The organism is Pseudomonas sp. DCA-1, from assembly GCF_046523955.1.
Taxonomy (GTDB): domain Bacteria; phylum Pseudomonadota; class Gammaproteobacteria; order Pseudomonadales; family Pseudomonadaceae; genus Aquipseudomonas; species Aquipseudomonas putida_Y.
Window position 1 is genome coordinate 4,578,884 of sequence record NZ_CP169881.1, and the last position, 17,026, is coordinate 4,595,909.

General features: G+C 62.8%; 16 protein-coding genes and 2 pseudogenes. 4 read left to right on the plus strand and 14 right to left on the minus strand.

From position 1 onward, the window contains the following. Nucleotides 1-231 precede the first annotated feature (231 nt). The 3 genes from ACE4QZ_RS21615 to ACE4QZ_RS21625 all read left to right on the plus strand — a co-directional run bounded on the left by ACE4QZ_RS21615 (nt 232) and on the right by ACE4QZ_RS21625 (nt 2,109). Nucleotides 232-576 carry a hypothetical protein gene (locus tag ACE4QZ_RS21615; RefSeq protein WP_021785939.1) on the plus strand — a complete coding sequence of 115 codons (345 nt, stop codon included), beginning with the start codon at nt 232-234 and terminating at the stop codon, nt 574-576. Nucleotides 577-853: 277 nt separating this feature from the next. Then, nucleotides 854-1,267 (plus strand): DUF4398 domain-containing protein, encoded by a 414-nt coding sequence (locus ACE4QZ_RS21620; protein WP_020190164.1) that lies wholly within the window; start codon nt 854-856, stop codon nt 1,265-1,267. 50 nt (nt 1,268-1,317) lie between these two features. Beyond that, complete coding sequence (locus ACE4QZ_RS21625; protein WP_053870484.1) at nt 1,318-2,109, plus strand: OmpA family protein; 792 nt, start codon at nt 1,318-1,320, stop codon at nt 2,107-2,109. A 332-nt stretch (nt 2,110-2,441) separates the two neighbouring features. Here the strand turns inward: ACE4QZ_RS21625 and ACE4QZ_RS21630 are convergent. The 8 genes and pseudogenes from ACE4QZ_RS21630 to prfB form a co-directional block, all read right to left on the minus strand. Further along, nucleotides 2,442-2,531: pseudogene (locus tag ACE4QZ_RS21630) on the minus strand (hypothetical protein); the annotation flags it as partial. A 201-nt stretch (nt 2,532-2,732) separates the two neighbouring features. Further along, complete coding sequence (locus ACE4QZ_RS21635) at nt 2,733-3,059, minus strand: hypothetical protein (RefSeq protein WP_003252219.1); 327 nt, start codon at nt 3,057-3,059, stop codon at nt 2,733-2,735. Continuing rightward, nucleotides 3,056-3,979: an alpha/beta hydrolase gene (locus ACE4QZ_RS21640; protein ID WP_103462979.1), complete on the minus strand. Its 924-nt coding sequence runs from the start codon at nt 3,977-3,979 to the stop codon at nt 3,056-3,058. Before ACE4QZ_RS21640 ends, ACE4QZ_RS21635 begins: the two co-directional genes overlap by 4 nt. After that, nucleotides 3,951-5,228 carry a flavohemoglobin expression-modulating QEGLA motif protein gene (locus ACE4QZ_RS21645; protein ID WP_028698370.1) on the minus strand — a complete coding sequence of 426 codons (1,278 nt, stop codon included), beginning with the start codon at nt 5,226-5,228 and terminating at the stop codon, nt 3,951-3,953. The genes ACE4QZ_RS21640 and ACE4QZ_RS21645 overlap by 29 nt, the downstream gene beginning before the upstream one ends. Nucleotides 5,229-5,367: 139 nt before the next feature. Beyond that, a complete protein-coding gene (locus ACE4QZ_RS21650) occupies nt 5,368-5,916 on the minus strand; it encodes a hypothetical protein (protein WP_021785891.1) in 549 nt (182 codons plus the stop codon). Nucleotides 5,917-5,946: 30 nt separating this feature from the next. Beyond that, nucleotides 5,947-6,651, minus strand: coding sequence for a TetR/AcrR family transcriptional regulator (locus ACE4QZ_RS21655; RefSeq protein WP_003252210.1), 705 nt, complete (start codon nt 6,649-6,651; stop codon nt 5,947-5,949). Between the two features lie 179 nt (nt 6,652-6,830). Continuing rightward, on the minus strand, nt 6,831-8,333 hold the full coding sequence (gene lysS, locus ACE4QZ_RS21660) for a lysine--tRNA ligase (RefSeq protein WP_028698371.1): 1,503 nt from the start codon (nt 8,331-8,333) through the stop codon (nt 6,831-6,833). Between the two features lie 93 nt (nt 8,334-8,426). Beyond that, a protein-coding gene (prfB, locus tag ACE4QZ_RS21665) for a peptide chain release factor 2 (protein ID WP_061405587.1) occupies nt 8,427-9,522 on the minus strand; the annotation gives its coding sequence in 2 pieces (ribosomal slippage) (nt 8,427-9,449 and nt 9,451-9,522; 1,095 coding nt in all). A 195-nt stretch (nt 9,523-9,717) separates the two neighbouring features. On the opposite strand from prfB, the gene ACE4QZ_RS21670 reads away from it, so the two are divergent. After that, entirely contained in the window at nt 9,718-10,140 is a 423-nt protein-coding gene (locus ACE4QZ_RS21670; protein ID WP_084852168.1) for a hypothetical protein, read from the plus strand. A gap of 50 nt (nt 10,141-10,190) precedes the next feature. Here the strand turns inward: ACE4QZ_RS21670 and wspR are convergent. The 6 genes and pseudogenes from wspR to ACE4QZ_RS21700 form a co-directional block, all read right to left on the minus strand. Next, nucleotides 10,191-11,229 (minus strand): annotated as a pseudogene (gene wspR / locus ACE4QZ_RS21675) (Wsp signal transduction system regulator diguanylate cyclase WspR). A 48-nt stretch (nt 11,230-11,277) separates the two neighbouring features. Next, nucleotides 11,278-12,291, minus strand: coding sequence for a Wsp signal transduction system protein-glutamate methylesterase WspF (gene wspF, locus ACE4QZ_RS21680; RefSeq protein WP_103443810.1), 1,014 nt, complete (start codon nt 12,289-12,291; stop codon nt 11,278-11,280). Then, the gene (locus tag ACE4QZ_RS21685; RefSeq protein ID WP_103469421.1) at nt 12,288-14,579 is read right to left on the minus strand and encodes a hybrid sensor histidine kinase/response regulator; all 2,292 of its coding nucleotides are present in this window, start codon (nt 14,577-14,579) and stop codon (nt 12,288-12,290) included. Before ACE4QZ_RS21685 ends, wspF begins: the two co-directional genes overlap by 4 nt. Further along, nucleotides 14,576-15,241 carry a chemotaxis protein CheW gene (locus ACE4QZ_RS21690; protein WP_021785885.1) on the minus strand — a complete coding sequence of 222 codons (666 nt, stop codon included), beginning with the start codon at nt 15,239-15,241 and terminating at the stop codon, nt 14,576-14,578. Before ACE4QZ_RS21690 ends, ACE4QZ_RS21685 begins: the two co-directional genes overlap by 4 nt. Beyond that, nucleotides 15,238-16,521, minus strand: a complete 1,284-nt coding sequence (locus ACE4QZ_RS21695; RefSeq protein WP_103443808.1) for a CheR family methyltransferase — start codon at nt 16,519-16,521, stop codon at nt 15,238-15,240. The genes ACE4QZ_RS21690 and ACE4QZ_RS21695 overlap by 4 nt, the downstream gene beginning before the upstream one ends. Further along, the gene (locus ACE4QZ_RS21700) at nt 16,518-17,024 is read right to left on the minus strand and encodes a chemotaxis protein CheW (protein ID WP_103443807.1); all 507 of its coding nucleotides are present in this window, start codon (nt 17,022-17,024) and stop codon (nt 16,518-16,520) included. The genes ACE4QZ_RS21695 and ACE4QZ_RS21700 overlap by 4 nt, the downstream gene beginning before the upstream one ends. Between the last annotated feature and the right edge of the window lie 2 nt (nt 17,025-17,026).

Sequence of the window (17,026 nt, forward strand, 5' to 3'; positions counted from 1 at the left end):
CTCAGCGCGCCCTGTGCAAGCGCGGGTTAACCCGTGAATAACCCAAGGCGGTGCCTGGCACCGGCGGTGCCGGTGTTCGCGGGTAAACCCGCTCCTACAGGGGGGGCGGTATCCCCCAAGAGTGCCCACAGCCGGGCGACGATGGCAAGCCGTGATCGGCCAAACCAAACTAAAGTGAAAGCACAGCACTCCCATGCAGTGCAGCCTTTCCAGGCGTCAACAGAGGTCATCATGAAAATTCGTGAACTCGCCCAGCATTGGGAACAGAATGCCGCCGGCACCCTCAGCCGTACGGGCCATGTCCTGCACCTGGACCTGGAGTCCGAGGCGCGCCTGGCCGCGCTGATCGACATGTACCCCAAACGCACGGCCGAAGAACTGCTCGGCGAACTGGTCGCAGCCGCCCTTGAAGAATTGGAGGCCAGCTTCCCCTATGTACAGGGCCGCCAGGTCATCGCCACCGACGAAGAGGGTGACCCCCTGTACGAAGACGTTGGTCCTACACCGCGCTTTCTCTCCCTGTCCCGCCAGCACCTGCACAACTTGAGCAACGCTACAGTCGACAGCGACAAGTAACCGTCCGCTCCCCCCGTTCCGGGCCTGCTAAAGGCCCGGAATACCGCTTCAGCCTGAGAAAGTTCCAGACAAATCGCACTGACCGATCAGTCAGAAATAGTTATCCGATTACGACGCTTTTTTCTGAACTATTCGAAAAACGTCCGAGTCGGAGCCAATAGCCATCACGCTAAAACCCTGCACACTGCCCTCGTGCACCGTTGAGCTGAAGCGCGCGGTTTTGTCAGGGATTGAGCGATGGACTGCTACGGACATCGTCGTTATCAGGAGTGATCCAATGGAACTGACCACCATGAAGACCCGCACTAGCAAACTGTCATCCACTCATGTGCGCGGGTTCAAGCTGGCCGCGCTGGCACTGGGCAGTAGCCTGGTCCTGGCCGGCTGTGCGGGCAATCCGCCCACCGAGCAGTATGCCGTTACCCAGTCCGCCGTGAACTCCGCCGTCAGCGCCGGCGGTACCGAGTTCGCCGCCGTGGAAATGAAGGCGGCTCAGGACAAGTTCAAGCAAGCCGAAATCGCCATGCACGACAAGAAGTACGACGAGGCCAAGCGCCTGGCCCAACAGGCCGAATGGGATGCCCGCCTCGCCGAACGCAAGGCCCAGGCAGCCAAAGCCCAGAAGGCCGTGCAGGATGCCCGCCAGGGCGTTCAGGACGTACGTGAGGAAGGCCTGCGCAGCGTTCAGTGAACCCTGCCCCGCCAACCTTAGCCTTCGCACTCGATCAAAGGATGAACACTATGCGCAAACACGTCATGATTCCCGCCCTGCTGGCCCTGAGCGTCGGTCTTGCTGCCTGCTCGCACGATCCGAATGCCAACCTGGAAGCGGCCCGCACCAACTTCTCTTCTCTGCAGAGCAATCCGCAAGCGAGCAAGGTTGCGGCGCTGGAGACCAAGGACGCCCAGGACTGGCTGAACAAGGCCGACAAGGCCTACATGGACCGTGAAGACGAGAAGAAAGTCGACCAACTGGCCTACCTGACCAACCAGCGCGTCGAAGTGGCCAAGCAGACCATTGCCCTGCGCACTGCCGAAGCTGAACTGAAGAACGCCTCGGCCCAGCGCGCCCAGGCCAAGCTGGATGCCCGCGACGCGCAGATAGCCAAGCTGCAGGAGAGCCTCAACGCCAAGCAGACCGACCGCGGAACGCTGGTGACCTTCGGCGATGTACTGTTCGACTTCAACAAAGCCGAACTCAAGAGCAGCGCTTACCCGAACATCACCAAGCTGGCGCGGTTCCTCCAGGAAAACCCGGAACGCAAGGTGATCGTCGAGGGCTACACCGACAGCGTCGGCTCGGCCAACTACAATCAGACACTGTCCGAGCGCCGCGCCAACAGCGTGCGCATGGCACTGGTACGTGCCGGGGTAGATCCGGCGCGTATCGTTTCGCAAGGCTATGGCAAGGAGTACCCGGTAGCGGACAACTCGAGCAACTCGGGGCGTGCGCAGAACCGACGGGTGGAGGTGACCATCTCCAACGACAACCAGCCGGTGGCACCACGCTCGGTGAGCCAGGCTCAGCGGTAAGGCTGGAACGCTGAAAGGACAAGCCCCGCGATTGAGGCGGGGCTTTTCTTTGTTCGCCGATAATGTTGTGGCGCCTGTGAGATCGAGCGCCGCCCGCGCGGCGCATCGCGAGCAAGCTCGCTCCTACATCTGTTTCGGGCCAATTATTCCTGTGGGATTTGCGCGCGAACGCCTTGGTGCATGGCGCGTTATCGCGTCGTACAAACAAGGCGGTCGCGCGCGTCTGTCACAGGCGTAACTGGCCCGAAACAGATGTAGGAGCGAGCTTGCTCGCGATGCGCCGCGCGGGCGGCGCTCGATCTCGCGGGCGCCAAAAATGCTGCGCCGAACACTCACTGCACCTGCTGCGGTGTTTCCTCGCCCATGCAGCGCACCGCACGCTTGCGGTTGTCCACCAGCACGTCGGTCAGGCCTTTCTGTTTGTTTCGGGCCAATTATGCCTGTGGGGTTGGCGCGCGAACGCCTTGGTGCATAGCGCGTTATCGCGTCGTACAAACAAGGCGGTCGCGCGCGTCTGTCACAGGCGTAACTGGCCCGAAACAGATGTAGGAGCGAGCTTGCTCGCGATGCGCCGCGCGGGCGGCGCTCGATCTCGCGGGCGCCAAAAATGCTGCGCCGAACACTCACTGCACCTGCTGCGGTGTTTCCTCGCCCATGCAGCGCACCGCACGCTTGCGGTTGTCCACCAGCACGCCGGTCAGGCCTTTCTGCTGGGTGTCGAACAGCACCAGCACCCCATCGACGCACTGGGCCACTTGCGGCGCCGGGTCCAGCGATACCTTGTAGTCCTCGCCGGGGATGGTCTTGAGCATGGTGAAATCCTGCAGCAGCAGGGCATCTTCGGGCTTGGCGAAATGCAGATAACCGTAATACCACAAAGCCCCCACCGTCACGATGATGCTGCCGACGCCGGTCAGGATCAGCGGGATAGCGTTGCGTTCTTCACTCATTGCTTGTTCTTCTCGTCAGGGTAATTGGGCACTTCGGCTAGCCGCCGCAGGCCGTTGAAATGGCTGGGGTCATCGAGGAATCGCAGCATCACCTGGCGCCAGGTAGGGTCGGCGAACGTCTGCACGTGCCCCCCTCGGGTCAGTTGCAGCACCCGCGGTGGTGGCGCGTGCTGATACAGGCGAATGGCGTTGTCCATCGGCACCAGGTTGTCGTCGATGCTGTGGAAAAACAACTTGGGCGGGCTGCTCAATTGCTCGATCGAGTGGATCGCGCTGTCACCGTCCGGCACCAGCCACGACAGCGGAACCTGTAATGGCCAGGTCATCCAGGAGGTGCTGAGCGCAAAGCGCCCCACCGCGCGGTAACTGGCCGGCACGCCATCGAACACCAGGGCGCTGAAGCGCTGGCGCTGCTCGGGGTGGGCCGCCAGGTAATGAATGGCCATCGCACCGCCCAGGCTCTGCCCCAGCAATACCAACGGCTTTCCCCTGACCTCGGGCGCCTGCTCCAGCCAGGCCATGGCTGCGGCAATGTCCTCGTACACTTCCGGCAGGCTCGGCTGGCCCTGAGACAAGCCATAGCCGCGGTAATCGATCATCAACACCTGATAGCCCTGCTCCGGCAGCCAGTAGCTACCCCCCAGGTGCCCAGGCAGGTTACCGCCGTTGCCGTGCAGGTGCAGCACCGTACCCTTGACTTCGACCCCGGCCTTGGCCGGCAGCCACCAACCGTGAAGGCGGATGCCATCAGCAGTGGTCAGCGTGACGTCGCGGTATTCCAGCTTGGCCCGCTCAGGGGTGAAGGCCTGACCACGCTCGGGGTAGAACAGCAGGCTGCTGCAGCCGCCAAGGCTCAGCAGGACCAGGCCCAGGACCAGCAGGCGGCAGTTCTCAGAGAATGTTCGCGTAGTCGGCTTCAATACGGTCCAGGCTCAGGTGGTTGAGGAAGTTGGAGAAGCACATCCAGGCCGACAGCGCGTTAAGGTCGCGGAACTGTTCGGGCAGGTACTTGGGCGGCTCGACCAGCCCTTCCTCGACGAGTTGGCGCAGGGTGCGCATGTCTTCCAGGGTGGTCTTGCCACAGAACAGCAACGGGATCTGTTCCAGTTTGCCCTTCTTCACGGCCAACTGAATGTAGTTGTAAACCATGATGAAGCCCTTGAGGTAGGACAAGTCCTTGGTGAATGGCAAGCCGTTGGGCACCGACCCGCGGAACACCCGGCTGGCGTTGCTGTAGCTCTGCGCCATCTCGAAGCCCTGCTCGCGGAAAAAACCGTAGACCTGCATGAAGTCTGCACCCTCCTCGACCATGTGGATGGCTCGGGTGCGGTTGGTGAGCTTGCGCAGGCGGCTGGGGTAGGAGGCAAAGGCGATCACCTCCATGAGGATTGCCAGGCCCTCCTGGGTTACCGTCGACGAGGGCGGGCCCTTGGCCAGGAAGGTGCAGATCGGCTGGTTCAGGCCATTGAGCGTGGTCCCGACATGCACCAACCCTTCGTGCACCTCCAGGGCGCGCACATCGCGGGTGTTGAACATGGCATCGGCACGCACCTTGATGTAGTCGGCACCGGCTGCGGCGTCAGCGACGATGCCGTCTGACTCGAACACACGAATGGTTCCCTCGGCCTCGCCGAACACTTTGTTCAGCCGATGCTGGAGGATCTCCACGGCTTCCTTGGCGGTGAGGTTCTTTGGCTCATCCTTGAGGTCACCACGGCCATCGATGTTGTTCAGGTAGTCCGACAGCATCAGCCCAAGGTCGGCCAGGGTCGGGTCACCGGCGTGGAAGGCATCCGAGGCGGCGCCATACAGCTCTTGGGAGATCAGGCCGAAGTCTTCGGTACCGCGCGCTTCAAGCATGCGCACCACCATGCGGTATTCACGGCACATGCGCTTCATGATCTGCCCGACCGGGTTGAACTGGCCCAGCTGGCGAATGATGTCGCGCTCGATGCCCTGGAACTCGGCCTTGACAGCGCTGGAGTCGAACGACAGCGGGCGCGATTGGTAGTAGGCACGATCTACCGCCGGCGGCTCCTTGCCCTTGGCCTTGAGAAAACCCTGGCGGATGTTGTCGTCCCACTTCACCGCGTCCAGGACCCGAATAGGCGTCTGTGCCGCAACGATGCGGTCGGACAGGGCGCGGATGGTTTGCTGGTATTCGTCCACCGGGGACTCCTTTCTAGTACACGAAACCTGTACCGGCCTCTTCGCGGGCAAGCCCGCTCCTACATGGATATCACGAAGCCCAGGCCTGGCAAGGCCCCCGTAGGAGCGGGCTTGCCCGCGAAGAGGCCGGTACAGGCCACTACTTGCCGGAACGCTGGAACCGCGCCACTTCGACGAACAGGTCGGAGTTGGCCGGGTCGTCCAGGTAGGCCAGCACCCGCGCCGCCGGGCTGTCGATCAGCACGCCGTCGCCGTTGTCGTCCGGCACTTCGGTGCTGCGCCCGGTCAGTTCCTTTTTGTCCACCGCCTGCTGCACCTGCTCGACGTCCAGGTTGTAGACCACCAGTTCCTTGCCATCGACGATGTCGAAGCCGCCAATCAGGAAATTGCCACCCAGCCGCTTGGGCACGCCAGCCGACAAGTACCAGCGGTTGCCGTGGCGTGACACGGTGAACACGTACTCTTCAGGGGCCTTGCCCTTGGCCGTGGCCACCGCCTTGTAGGCGTCGCCACCGCTACGGCTGATCACCAGTTTCAGCGGCTCCCCCCAGGCGTCCTTGCTGCTCCACTTGCCGAGCAGGGCCTTGGGCGCTGCCTGGTTGCTGGGCAAGGGCTCATGGAAGGTCACCAGACAACCGCCCAGCAGCAGGAATGACAAAGTCAACAACACCACACGCCAGGCTTTCATCAGGTTCTCCTTGAAAAGGTCGTTCTCGCCTCAGGCCGATGCCAGCACCAGTTGCAGGTATCGGGTAAGCATAGCGAGCATCTGCCCATCGGCTTGCGCATTCGCTTGCTTGAGCAGGCCTTGATATTCCAACTGCTCGATAATCGCCGTCAACATCTGTGCATCCTGCTCCGGCTGCCGCGAGCCCACGACCTGCAGCAATTGCCGGGTGCCGTGCAGCAGGATCTGTTCATGAGCGCACACCAGCTCGGCCAGTCGCGGGCACAGCAATGCTTCCTGGCGGAAGGCCTGCTCGGCCATCAGGAAATCACGGCGGTTCAGCAATTGCCGCTGAACGTAGTCGGCGGTCATACGCGCCACCTCGTCAGCCAGCCGCGCCCGGGCCTGCGGGCTGCCATCGCCCTGTGCCAGCAACTGGCGCAACACCACCTCGGTGTTGGCCCACAGCTTGGCCATGTAGGCCGCACTGCGCTCGACGTACTGGGCAAAGGTATCGGTGAGCAGGTCCTCGATGTCCTTGAAGTAGTAGGTGGTGGCCGACAATGGCACGCCGGCCTCGGCGGCCACTGCCCGGTGGCGCACACCGCGCACGCCATCGCGCACGACAATGCGCATGGCGGCATCGAGAATCAACTGGCGACGCTGTTCGCTGCCTTGGCGGGCAGTCTTGCGGCCTTGGTATTGCACGCTTTCGGCGACGGCGGTGGCGATGCCGGCGGCGCCTTGGTCAGGCATGGCGGGTGTCACGGGGGATACCTCATGGGCGGTGTTTCGTCAGTGCTGGCCCCTTCGCGGGTAAACCCGCTCCTACAAGGCCTTTGTAGGAGCGGGTTTACCCGCGAAGAGGCCGGTACCGACAACATAAAGCTTCAGGCAAGAAAAAGCCGCCTCGAAAGGCGGCTCGTTCAGCTCACTCAGGCCTGCGGACGCATGTGCGGGAACAGGATGACGTCGCGGATCGACGGCGAGTTGGTCAGCAGCATCACCAGGCGGTCGATGCCGATGCCTTCGCCGGCGGTCGGCGGCATGCCGTACTCCAGCGCACGAACGAAGTCGGCGTCATAGTGCATGGCTTCATCGTCACCCGCGTCCTTCTCGGCCACCTGGGCCAGGAAGCGCTCGGCCTGATCTTCGGCATCGTTGAGCTCGGAGTAGGCGTTGGCGATCTCGCGACCACCGATGAACAGCTCGAAACGGTCGGTAACGGCCGGGTTCTCGTCGTTGCGACGGGCCAGCGGCGACACTTCGAACGGGTACTCGGTAATGAAGTGCGGCTGTTCCAGCTTGTGCTCGACCAGCTCTTCGAAAATCATCACCTGCAGCTTGCCCAGGCCTTCATGGCCCAGCACCTTGGCGCCAGCCTTCCTGGCAATCTCGCGGGCGCGGTCAACGTCCTGCAGGTCGGCAGCGGTCAGCTCCGGGTTGTACTTGAGGATCGAGTCGAACACCGACAGGCGCACGAACGGCTCGCCGAAGTGGAATACCTTGTCGCCGTACGGCACGTCGGTGGAGCCCAGCACCAGTTGCGCCAGCTCGCGGAACAGTTCCTCGGTGAGGTCCATGTTGTCGCGGTAGTCAGCGTATGCCTGGTAGAACTCGAGCATGGTGAATTCAGGGTTGTGACGAGTCGAAACGCCTTCGTTACGGAAGTTACGGTTGATCTCGAACACTTTTTCGAAGCCACCCACGACCAGGCGCTTGAGGTACAGCTCCGGCGCGATACGCAGGAACATGGCCATGTCCAGGGCGTTGTGGTGGGTTTCGAACGGCTTGGCTGCCGCACCGCCCGGGATGGTCTGCAGCATCGGCGTTTCGACTTCAAGGAAGTCACGCTCGATGAGGAACTTGCGGATGTGCGAGATCACCTGCGAACGCACACGGAAGGTGTGGCGGGTTTCTTCGTTGACCATCAGGTCGACGTAGCGCTGGCGGTAGCGCTGCTCGGTGTCGGTCAGGCCGTGGTGCTTGTCGGGCAGCGGGCGCAGCGACTTGGTCAGCAGGCGCACGTTGGTCATTTCGACGTACAGGTCGCCCTTGCCGGAACGGGCCAGGGTGCCTTCGGCGCTGATGATGTCGCCCAGGTCCCAGGTCTTGACGGCGGCCAGGGTTTCTTCCGGCAGGGTCTTGCGGTTGACGTAGACCTGAATACGGCCAGTCATGTCCTGGATAACCATGAACGAACCACGGTTGAGCATGATGCGGCCGGCGACCTTGACCGGGATCGCGGCTGCTTCCAGCTCTTCCTTGGTCTTGTCCGCATACTGCTTCTGCAGGTCGTTGCAGTAGCTGTCGCGACGGAAGTCGTTGGGGAAGGCATTGCCCTTGGCACGCTCGGCGGCAAGTTTTTCCTTGCGCAGGGCGATCAGGGCGTTTTCTTCCTGTTGCAGGTCTTGCGATTCGGTCTTCAGGTCGCTCATGTCGTCATTCTTTCCATCAGGTATTCGTTGCCCGTTCCGGGCAGGGCACGCGCTACCGGCGGCTGGCCAGGTAGCGCGGCATGGGGGTGCTAATCACAGGCCCTGCTTGAGGCTCGCTTCCAGATACTGGTCGAGGTCGCCGTCGAGGACTTTCTGGCAGTCGCTACGCTCGACGCCGGTACGCAGGTCCTTGATGCGCGAGTCATCCAGCACGTAGGAGCGAATCTGGTGGCCCCAGCCGATGTCCGACTTGCTGTCTTCCAGCGCCTGCGAAGCAGCGTTGCGCTTCTGCATTTCCAGTTCGTACAACTTGGCCCGCAGCATTTTCATGGCGGTGTCCTTGTTGGCGTGCTGGGAACGTTCGTTCTGGCAAGCCACCACAGTGTTGGTCGGCACGTGGGTGATACGGACCGCCGAGTCGGTGGTGTTCACGTGCTGACCACCGGCACCGGAGGAGCGGTAGGTGTCGATGCGCAGGTCGGACGGGTTGATCTCGATTTCGACCTTGTCGTCGATCTCGGGCGATACGAACACCGCCGAGAACGATGTGTGGCGACGGGCGCCGGAGTCGAACGGGCTCTTGCGCACCAGGCGGTGCACGCCGATTTCGGTGCGCAGCCAGCCAAAGGCGTACTCGCCCTTGATGTGCACGGTGGCACCCTTGATGCCGGCCACTTCACCTTCGGAAAGCTCGATGATGGTGGCGTCGAAACCACGCTTGTCGGCCCAGCGCAGGTACATGCGCAGCAGGATGTTGGCCCAATCCTGTGCTTCGGTACCACCGGAGCCGGCCTGGATATCCAGGTAGGCGTTGTTCATGTCCATCTCGCCGCTGAACATGCGACGGAACTCAAGCTGGGCCAGGTTTTCTTCCAGGCTTTCCAGCTCGGTCACGACGTCGCCGACGGCGCCTTCGTCATTTTCTTCGACGGCCATGTCGAGCAGGTCCTGGCAGTCACCCAGGCCGTTGGACAGCTTGTCCAGGGTCTCGACGACCTGGGCCAGCATGGCACGCTCGCGGCCCAGTGCCTGGGCGTACTCAGGCTTGTTCCAGACGTTGGGGTCTTCCAGCTCGCGGTTGACTTCGATCAGGCGGTCATGCTTGTGATCGTAGTCAAAGATACCCCCGAATTGACTGGGAACGCTCGGTGAGGTCCTTGATGGTGTTCAGGATCGGTTGGATTTCCATTGGCGGGCTACTCGTGCGAATTCGGTGAAAAGCCCGCGAGTATAACGCAGTCGGAGGCGCGGCGGCAGACCCGCCCGGCAGGGAAAACCGACAGACTACTGCCACTGACATTTCTGCCAGTTGTAATCACTGGCGACTGGTATTCAACTCATACCTTGTAATACCGACCTGCAATCGCACCTGAACGAGGCCAGCATGAAAATCATCGAAAACTTTCCTAAATCAGCCACCTATAACGAATGGCGACTTATGGGCGAGCTCGGCACCATTACCCTGACGAAAGAAAGAAACAGCACGCTTAGCCTGAAGGAAATAATTGATACAAGCGGTGGCCCTCTAAAGTACAGAATCGATATGTGCTTTGACTTCCCTGGCGTCGAGGGTGGGTCCCAGGAGAACCTGAGGGAAGTCCGGACAGAATTCAGGTTTGCGGACACGTTTGGCCGCGTTCGCCATACCGTCCAACCGACATCGTCCATGTGTCCTTACTATGGCGATGACAATACGCTCAAGATCAATTCCATTTATCTGTTCAAGGCCGAAGTTCAGCTAGATTATCCAGGCGACAAGATAATCATTTTTCACGGCATTACAAAAGCCGTAAAGATCGTGGAATGACCGCTGTAAACCCATCGGCATCGACACTGCCAGCCATGCTCTGAAACACTCTAATCAGTGTGCGCTGGCGGTATTTGCCCCTCAAGCAACTCCCACTTGGTTCCGCCCGCTGTTCTTGGCCAAGTAAAGTCCCTTGTCCGCCGCCGAAATCAGCTGCCGGCAATGGCTGCCAATAGCAGGTGTCTGGGTGGCCAGGCCGATGCTTACGGTCAAAAATGCATCAGCCGTCGGCGCAGTATGCGGGATGCCCAGGCCCAGCACGGTCTGGCGCAGCTTTTCGGCCACCAGCCGTGCCCCGCCTGGCGAGGTGTTGGGCAGCACCAGGGCGAACTCTTCGCCGCCATAGCGCGCCGGCAGGTCGGTCGGCCGCGAGCACGAGCTACGGATGGCTTCGGCCACCTGGCGCAAGGCCTCGTCACCGGCCAGGTGGCCAAAGCTGTCGTTGTAGACTTTGAAGTAGTCCACGTCGATCATCAGCAACGACAGCTGCTGCTGTTCACGCATCGCCCGGCGCCATTCCAGCTCCAGGTACTCGTCGAAATGGCGACGGTTGGACAGCCCGGTCAGGCCATCGGAGTTCATCAGCCGCTGCAGCATCAGGTTGGAATCCAGCAACTGCTGCTGGCTGACGCGCAGGGCACGGTAGGCCTCGTCGCGCTGCAGCAGGGTCAGGTAGGAACGCGAGTGGTAGCGGATGCGTGCCACCAGTTCGATCGTGTCAGGCAGCTTGACCAGGTAATCGTTGGCCCCGGCGGCAAATGCCGCACTCTTCACCAACGGGTCTTCCTTGGTCGACAGGACGATGATCGGGATGTCCTGGGTCACCGGGTTGTTGCGGTACTCGCGCACCAGAGTCAAGCCGTCCAGGCCAGGCATGATCAGGTCCTGAAGAATGACCGTGGGCTTGATGCGCATGGCCTGGGCCACCGCCTGGTGCGGGTCGGCACAGAAGTGGAAGTCGATGTTGTCTTCATTGGCCAAGCCACGCCGCACCGCTTCGCCGATCATGGCCTGATCGTCGACCAGCAGCACCATCGCCGAGTTTTCGTTGGTGGTCGCGAAACCTTCGATCGGTAAATCATTCATCATTGTTCACCCGATCACTACCGGCCTGGCGGCGTGATTCAATACGTTTCGTCATTTTGCGAAAAATTCAGTCAGGCGCCCTGCTATGCGTTCCAGCGGGCGAATTTCCACGGCGGCATCAATAGCCGCAGCAGCCTTGGGCATGCCGTACACCGCGCTGCTGGCCTGGTCCTGGGCAATGGTCAGAAAGCCCTGCTGACGCATCAGCTTCAGGCCCTGGGCACCGTCGCGGCCCATGCCGGTGAGCAGCACGCCCACTGCATCGCCATTCCAGTAACGTGCCACGCTTTCGAAGAACACATCGATCGAGGGCCGGTAGATTTCATTCACAGGTTCGGCAGTGTAGGCCAGTTGGCCGTTCTGTAGCAGGCGAATGTGGTGGTTGGTGCCGGCCAGGAGTACCTGCCCTGGCTGCGGTGGTTCGCCTTCACGGGCCAGGCGCACCGGCATGCCTGCTGCGCTGCTGAGCCATTCGGCCATGCCTGCGGCAAACACCTGGTCCACATGCTGGACCAGCACGATGGCCGCCGGAAACGCTGCCGGCAAGCCCTTGAGCAACACTTCGAGTGCTGCAGGCCCCCCCGCCGAAGACCCGATTGCCACCAACCCGCGACGCTGGGAAGCCTCGCGCGGCGGTGCGGCCACCGACCTTGCGGCAGGTGCACGCTGCTGGCCGACCAGCCAGCCGATATTGAGGATCTTGCGCAGCAAGGGCGCCGCCGCTTCGCGGGCATCGCCAGCACCCAGCGCTGGGGTATCGACCACATCGAGGGCACCATGGCCCATGGCCTCGAACACGCGGTGCACGTTCTGTTTACGGTCGACCGTAACGATGACAATGGCGCATGGGGTTTCGGCCATGATCCGCCGGGTCGCCTCGACACCGTCCATCACCGGCATGATCAGGTCCATGAGGATCAGGTCCGGTAACTGCTCAGTGCAGCGCTGCACCGCCTCGGCACCGTTGCTGGCCACCCATACGACTTGGTGTGCGGGCTCCAGGGCAACCGCCCGGCGCAACGCTTCGACGGCCAGGGGCATGTCATTGACGATGGCGATCTTCATCCCTGAGCACCTCCGATCAGCTCCACCACAGCATCCAGCAACGCATCGTCGTGGAAACTGGCCTTTGCCAAATAGTAGTCGGCGCCAGCATCCAGTCCTCGCCGCCGGTCTTCCTCACGGTCTTTATAGGACACCACCATCACCGGCAACGACTGCAGGCGCTGGTCGCGACGCACCAGGGTAACCAGCTCGATGCCGTCCATGCGCGGCATGTCGATGTCGGTGATCAGCAGGTCGAAGTCCTCGCCGCGCAGGGCGTTCCAGCCGTCCATGCCATCCACCGCGACCGCCACGTCGTAGCCACGGTTGCCCAGCAGCTTGCGCTGCAGTTCGCGCACGGTCAGCGAGTCGTCGACCACCAGGATGCGCTTGCGGACCACACCACGGGCTCCGCTGCTGCCGCGTTCGATGCGCTCCAGGCTGCCAGTGCTGAGCAGTTTTTCCACCGAGCGCAGCAAGTCTTCGACATCGACAATCAGGACCACCGAGCCATCATCGAGCAAGGCGCCTGAGGAAATGTCCTGCACCTTCCCCAAGCGTGGGTCGAGTGGCATCACGACCAGCACCCGCTCCCCCACCAACCGCTCCACGGCCACGCCGTACAGCTGCTCGCGCTCACGAATCACCACCACCCGCAGGCTGGCTTCGTCACTTTGCCCGGCCGGGCGATTGAGCAGTTGGCTGGCCGCCACCAGGCCGATATGCCGGCCTTCGTGCCAGAAGTGCTGGCGCCCCTCGATCTGCACGATCTGGTCGGCGGTCACTTCCAGCGTGCGTTCGATATGCGCCAGCGGGAAGGCGTAAGCCTCACCGCCCACCTCGACCACCAGGCTGCGAACGACCGACAGGGTCAGCGGCACCTGCAGATGGAAGCGACAGCCCTGCCCTGCCACCTGGGTCAACTCGATCGAGCCGCGCAGCTCGCGGATCAAGTGCTGCACCGCATCCAGCCCCACACCGCGCCCGGACACTTCGGTAACCTTGTCGCGCAGGCTGAAACCGGGCAGGAACAGGAACGTCAGCAGCTCCGCCTCACTCATCTGCGCCACCGTATCAGCAGGCGACAGGGCGCGCTCGACGATGCTGCTGCGCAGGCGCTCCAGGTCGATACCGGCGCCATCGTCGATCAGCTCCAGGCTGAGCATGCCCGCCTGGTGCGAAGCCCGCAGTCGGATCACCCCCTCGTCCGGCTTGCCCGCCAGCAGGCGCCGCTCGGGCAATTCGATGCCGTGGTCGACGGCATTGCGCAACAGGTGGGTCAGCGGTGCTTCGAGCTTTTCCAGCACATCGCGGTCGACCTGGGTCTTCTCCCCTTCCACCACCAGCCGCACCGGTTTGCCCAGCGAACGGCCCAGGTCGCGAACCATGCGGCTTTGCCCGGTCAGCACGTCGGCAAACGGCCGCATCCGGCAAGCCAGGGCGGTGTCATACAACAACTGCGCACGCTGGCTGGCCTGCCAGCCGAACTCATCCAGGTCGGCCGCCTGTTGCTGCAAAATCTGCTGGGTCTCTGCCAGCAGGCGCTGGGTCTGTGCCAAGGCCTCGAGCACCTCGCTGCTCTGACCACTGTCTTCCAGTTGCATGCGCAAGCCGTCAAGTGCCTGCATGCCTTGGCCGTGCATGCGTTTGAGGCGCTGCAGGGTAGCCAGGTACGGTTTGAGCCGCTGGGTTTCCACCAACGACTTGCTGGACAGGTCAAGCAGGCTATTGAGGCGGTCGGCGGTGACACGCAGTACCCGCTCGGCACCTTCGCCAGCGCGCTTGCCAGCCTTGCGCCGCAGGGCGGGTTCGGGTTCTGGCGGTTCGGCTCGCACTACCTCGGGTGCAGGCGGCAGGGTTGCCAGCGGCGTCTCCGGCGGCACGGATGCAGCCAGCGGCACGACAGGCGCGGCAGAAGTGCCCGAGTCGAGCAGGCTGGCCATTTGCGCAAGAAACACCGGCAAGGTCGCCTGCGCCCCGGCATCGCCGGGTGTGGCAATACGTATCAGCAGGTCGGTACCTTGCAACAGCGCGTCAATATGCTCGGCGGTCAGACGCAGTCGGCCTTCCTGAGCCGCTACCAGGCAATCCTCCATGACGTGGGCGACACTGACACCAGCATCCACCCCGACGATGCGCGCTGCCCCCTTGAGCGAGTGCGCAGCGCGCATGCACGCTTCTAGCTGGTCGGCCTGGGTGGGGTTGCGCTCCAGTGCCATCAGGCCAGCGCTGAGCACTTGGGTCTGCGCCTCGGCTTCCAGGCTGAACAGTTCGAGCAACGATGCGTCGCGCATTTGCTCTGGGGTCATGACAGGCTCCGCTGCACGGCAGACATTAAGTGTTGATCGTCCAGAACCCGCACGCTGCGGCCGCGCCACTGCAGGACTGCGGCGGTGAAGCGTGTGGCGTCCCGGCCACTGCCCAGCAGCTGCGGGTCGAGCCGATGAATACCGTCGATTTCCTCGACGGCCATCACCACCGGCCCACCCTCGGCGGCCAGAATCAGCATACGTGGCATCGCCCGGGCGCTACGTGGCTCGGTGGCGCCGGCCTGCACCCCGAGCAAGTCAGCCAGTGACAGGCACGGCACCAACGCGCCGCGCACATTGGCAACCCCATGCAGCAGCCGCGAGCGCTGGTGCGGCAATGAATGCACCGCCTGCAACGGGGCGATCTCGACCAGGCAGGCGGTAGCCAGCGCCAGCCATTCTTCGCCCAGACGGAACAGCAGCATGGAATGGCCGGTGTTTTCCTCGTCCGGCTGTACCGCTGCAGCCTGGTGGTCCTGCGTCAGCGCATAGCGGTCGAGCAAACGCGTGGCAGCAGCGGCATACACCTCGCAATTGCGGCAATGAACATGCCGCTCCAGCAGTGGGCACTGCTTGTCGCCGCGCACGCCAATGCGGTTCCAGCAGTCGTCGATGTGTGCGTCATCCTCGGCGAGCAACTGCATCGCGGAATCACTGTTCATCGTTCAGACTCCCGGCCAGCCCGCGCCGCGCGCTCCTGAAGGCGCCGGGCGCCGGCCAGGTCACCTTGGGCCGCCAGCAAGGCGGCCAGGTGCACCAGCGCCTCGGGGTGCTGTGGTTCCAGGTACAGGGCCTTGCGATAGTGGCTCAACGCCTGCTGCGCATCGCCTTCAGTATCACTGAGCAATCCCAGCCAGTAGTAAACCTGTGCCGACGGCGGGTACTGGCTCAGGTAGCGCTGGCATTCGCTACGGGCCTGCTCGCTGGCTCCGGCATTGGCCAGCCGGGCAATGCCGGCCAGCAACTCACTGGCCCCCTCGTGCTTGTGCTCGCGGGCTGGCGCTGGCTTGGCCGCCACCGGCAGCACACGCAGCGGGCGCAGCGAACGAGGCAACGCCACGCTGGGCTGCGGATAAACCGGTGGGGGTAAAGTCGTGAACGTACGCTTGGCGGGTTGGGCGGGTGCCGCCGCCAAGGGGGCGCTGTCGCCTTCGTGACGCACATAGGCAAACGACTGGGCGATCCCCAGCGGACGCATGCCCATGCGTGCCAACAAGCTGCCTTCCGCCGGGCCGATAAACAGCACACCCTGCGGATGCAGCAAGCGCTTGAGCACTTCGAACACACGCTGTTGGGTCGCCACGTCGAAATAGATCAACAGATTGCGACAGAACACGAAGTCATACAGGCCATCGCGGCTGGCCAGCGCCGGGTCAAGCACATTGCCCACCCGCAGGCTGACTTGCTGGCGTACCCGTTCATGCAGGCGGTGGCCTTCGCCCAGAGCATCGAAGTAACGATCGCGAAAGCCCAGTTCGCTACCACGGAACGCATTGCGCCCGTACACCGCCTGCCCGGCCTTGGCTACCGAACTGGGGCTGATGTCCATTCCATCAACAAGAAATGCCCCTGGCGCCATGCCGGCGTCAAACAAGGCCATGGCCAGCGAATAGGGCTCTTCGCCGGTAGAACACGGCAGGCTGAGCAATCGCAACGGACGCGCGCCAGCCAGTTGAGCCAGCCGTTTATGGGCCAGGCTGGCCAGCGCTTTGAAGGATTCGGGGTACCGGAAAAACCAGGTTTCCGGGACGATCACCGCTTCGATCAGCGCCTGTTGCTCATCTGCCGACTGCTGCAGGCGCAGCCAGTAATCGTCCAGGTCCATCGCGCCCGCAGCCACGCAACGTTGACGCAGCGCGCGTTCGACCATGGGCGCGCCCACCGACTCCACGTCCAGGCCAATACGCTCGCGCAAGAAGCGGAAGAAACGCTGTTCGTTCATTTAGGCATCCCTGTCGGGTCTTGCGTATACAGCAATGCGTGCACGGCGTCGGGCAGCAGGTCATTGACTTCGATGCGCTGCAGCAGGCCCTGGGCATCCTGGCGCACCGGCCCCAGATAAGGCGCTTCACCTGAGTCCACCCCATAGGGCTGGAACTCGTTCGGTTGGCAACGCAGGGTTTCGGTGGCCTGCTCCAGGATCAGGCCCAGCTGCAGGCTGCCTCGGTAGCGCACCAGCACCAAGCGGGTGCTGGTGCGTTGCACCGCCGGCTGGCCGAAGCTCAGTGCGGCAAGGTCGATCACCGGTACCAACTGGCCACGATGGGCGAGGATACCCGCGACCCAGGCGGGAGCCTGGGCGATCGGCTTGAGCGGCTGACGGGGCAGCACTTCGACCACCTCGTGCACGCTCAGGGCAAACCGCTGCTCTCTGATGCGAAACTGCAGGTACAACACCCCTTTGGTGTTCTCCGCCCCCGCGCTGCGCAGTTGCAAGTCGTTCATCG

What these genes read in the sequence shown, in the direction of transcription:
- ACE4QZ_RS21615 (WP_021785939.1), top strand. Translation starts at nt 232, where the DNA reads ATGAAAATTCGTGAACTCGCCCAGCATTGGGAACAGAATGCCGCCGGC.
- ACE4QZ_RS21620 (WP_020190164.1), top strand. Translation starts at nt 854, where the DNA reads ATGGAACTGACCACCATGAAGACCCGCACTAGCAAACTGTCATCCACT.
- ACE4QZ_RS21625 (WP_053870484.1), top strand. Translation starts at nt 1,318, where the DNA reads ATGCGCAAACACGTCATGATTCCCGCCCTGCTGGCCCTGAGCGTCGGT.
- ACE4QZ_RS21635 (WP_003252219.1), bottom strand. Translation starts at nt 3,059, where the DNA reads ATGAGTGAAGAACGCAACGCTATCCCGCTGATCCTGACCGGCGTCGGC.
- ACE4QZ_RS21650 (WP_021785891.1), bottom strand. Translation starts at nt 5,916, where the DNA reads ATGAAAGCCTGGCGTGTGGTGTTGTTGACTTTGTCATTCCTGCTGCTG.
- ACE4QZ_RS21655 (WP_003252210.1), bottom strand. Translation starts at nt 6,651, where the DNA reads ATGCCTGACCAAGGCGCCGCCGGCATCGCCACCGCCGTCGCCGAAAGC.
- lysS (WP_028698371.1), bottom strand. Translation starts at nt 8,333, where the DNA reads ATGAGCGACCTGAAGACCGAATCGCAAGACCTGCAACAGGAAGAAAAC.
- ACE4QZ_RS21670 (WP_084852168.1), top strand. Translation starts at nt 9,718, where the DNA reads ATGAAAATCATCGAAAACTTTCCTAAATCAGCCACCTATAACGAATGG.
- wspF (WP_103443810.1), bottom strand. Translation starts at nt 12,291, where the DNA reads ATGAAGATCGCCATCGTCAATGACATGCCCCTGGCCGTCGAAGCGTTG.
- ACE4QZ_RS21685 (WP_103469421.1), bottom strand. Translation starts at nt 14,579, where the DNA reads ATGACCCCAGAGCAAATGCGCGACGCATCGTTGCTCGAACTGTTCAGC.
- ACE4QZ_RS21690 (WP_021785885.1), bottom strand. Translation starts at nt 15,241, where the DNA reads ATGAACAGTGATTCCGCGATGCAGTTGCTCGCCGAGGATGACGCACAC.
- ACE4QZ_RS21695 (WP_103443808.1), bottom strand. Translation starts at nt 16,521, where the DNA reads ATGAACGAACAGCGTTTCTTCCGCTTCTTGCGCGAGCGTATTGGCCTG.
- ACE4QZ_RS21700 (WP_103443807.1), bottom strand. Translation starts at nt 17,024, where the DNA reads ATGAACGACTTGCAACTGCGCAGCGCGGGGGCGGAGAACACCAAAGGG.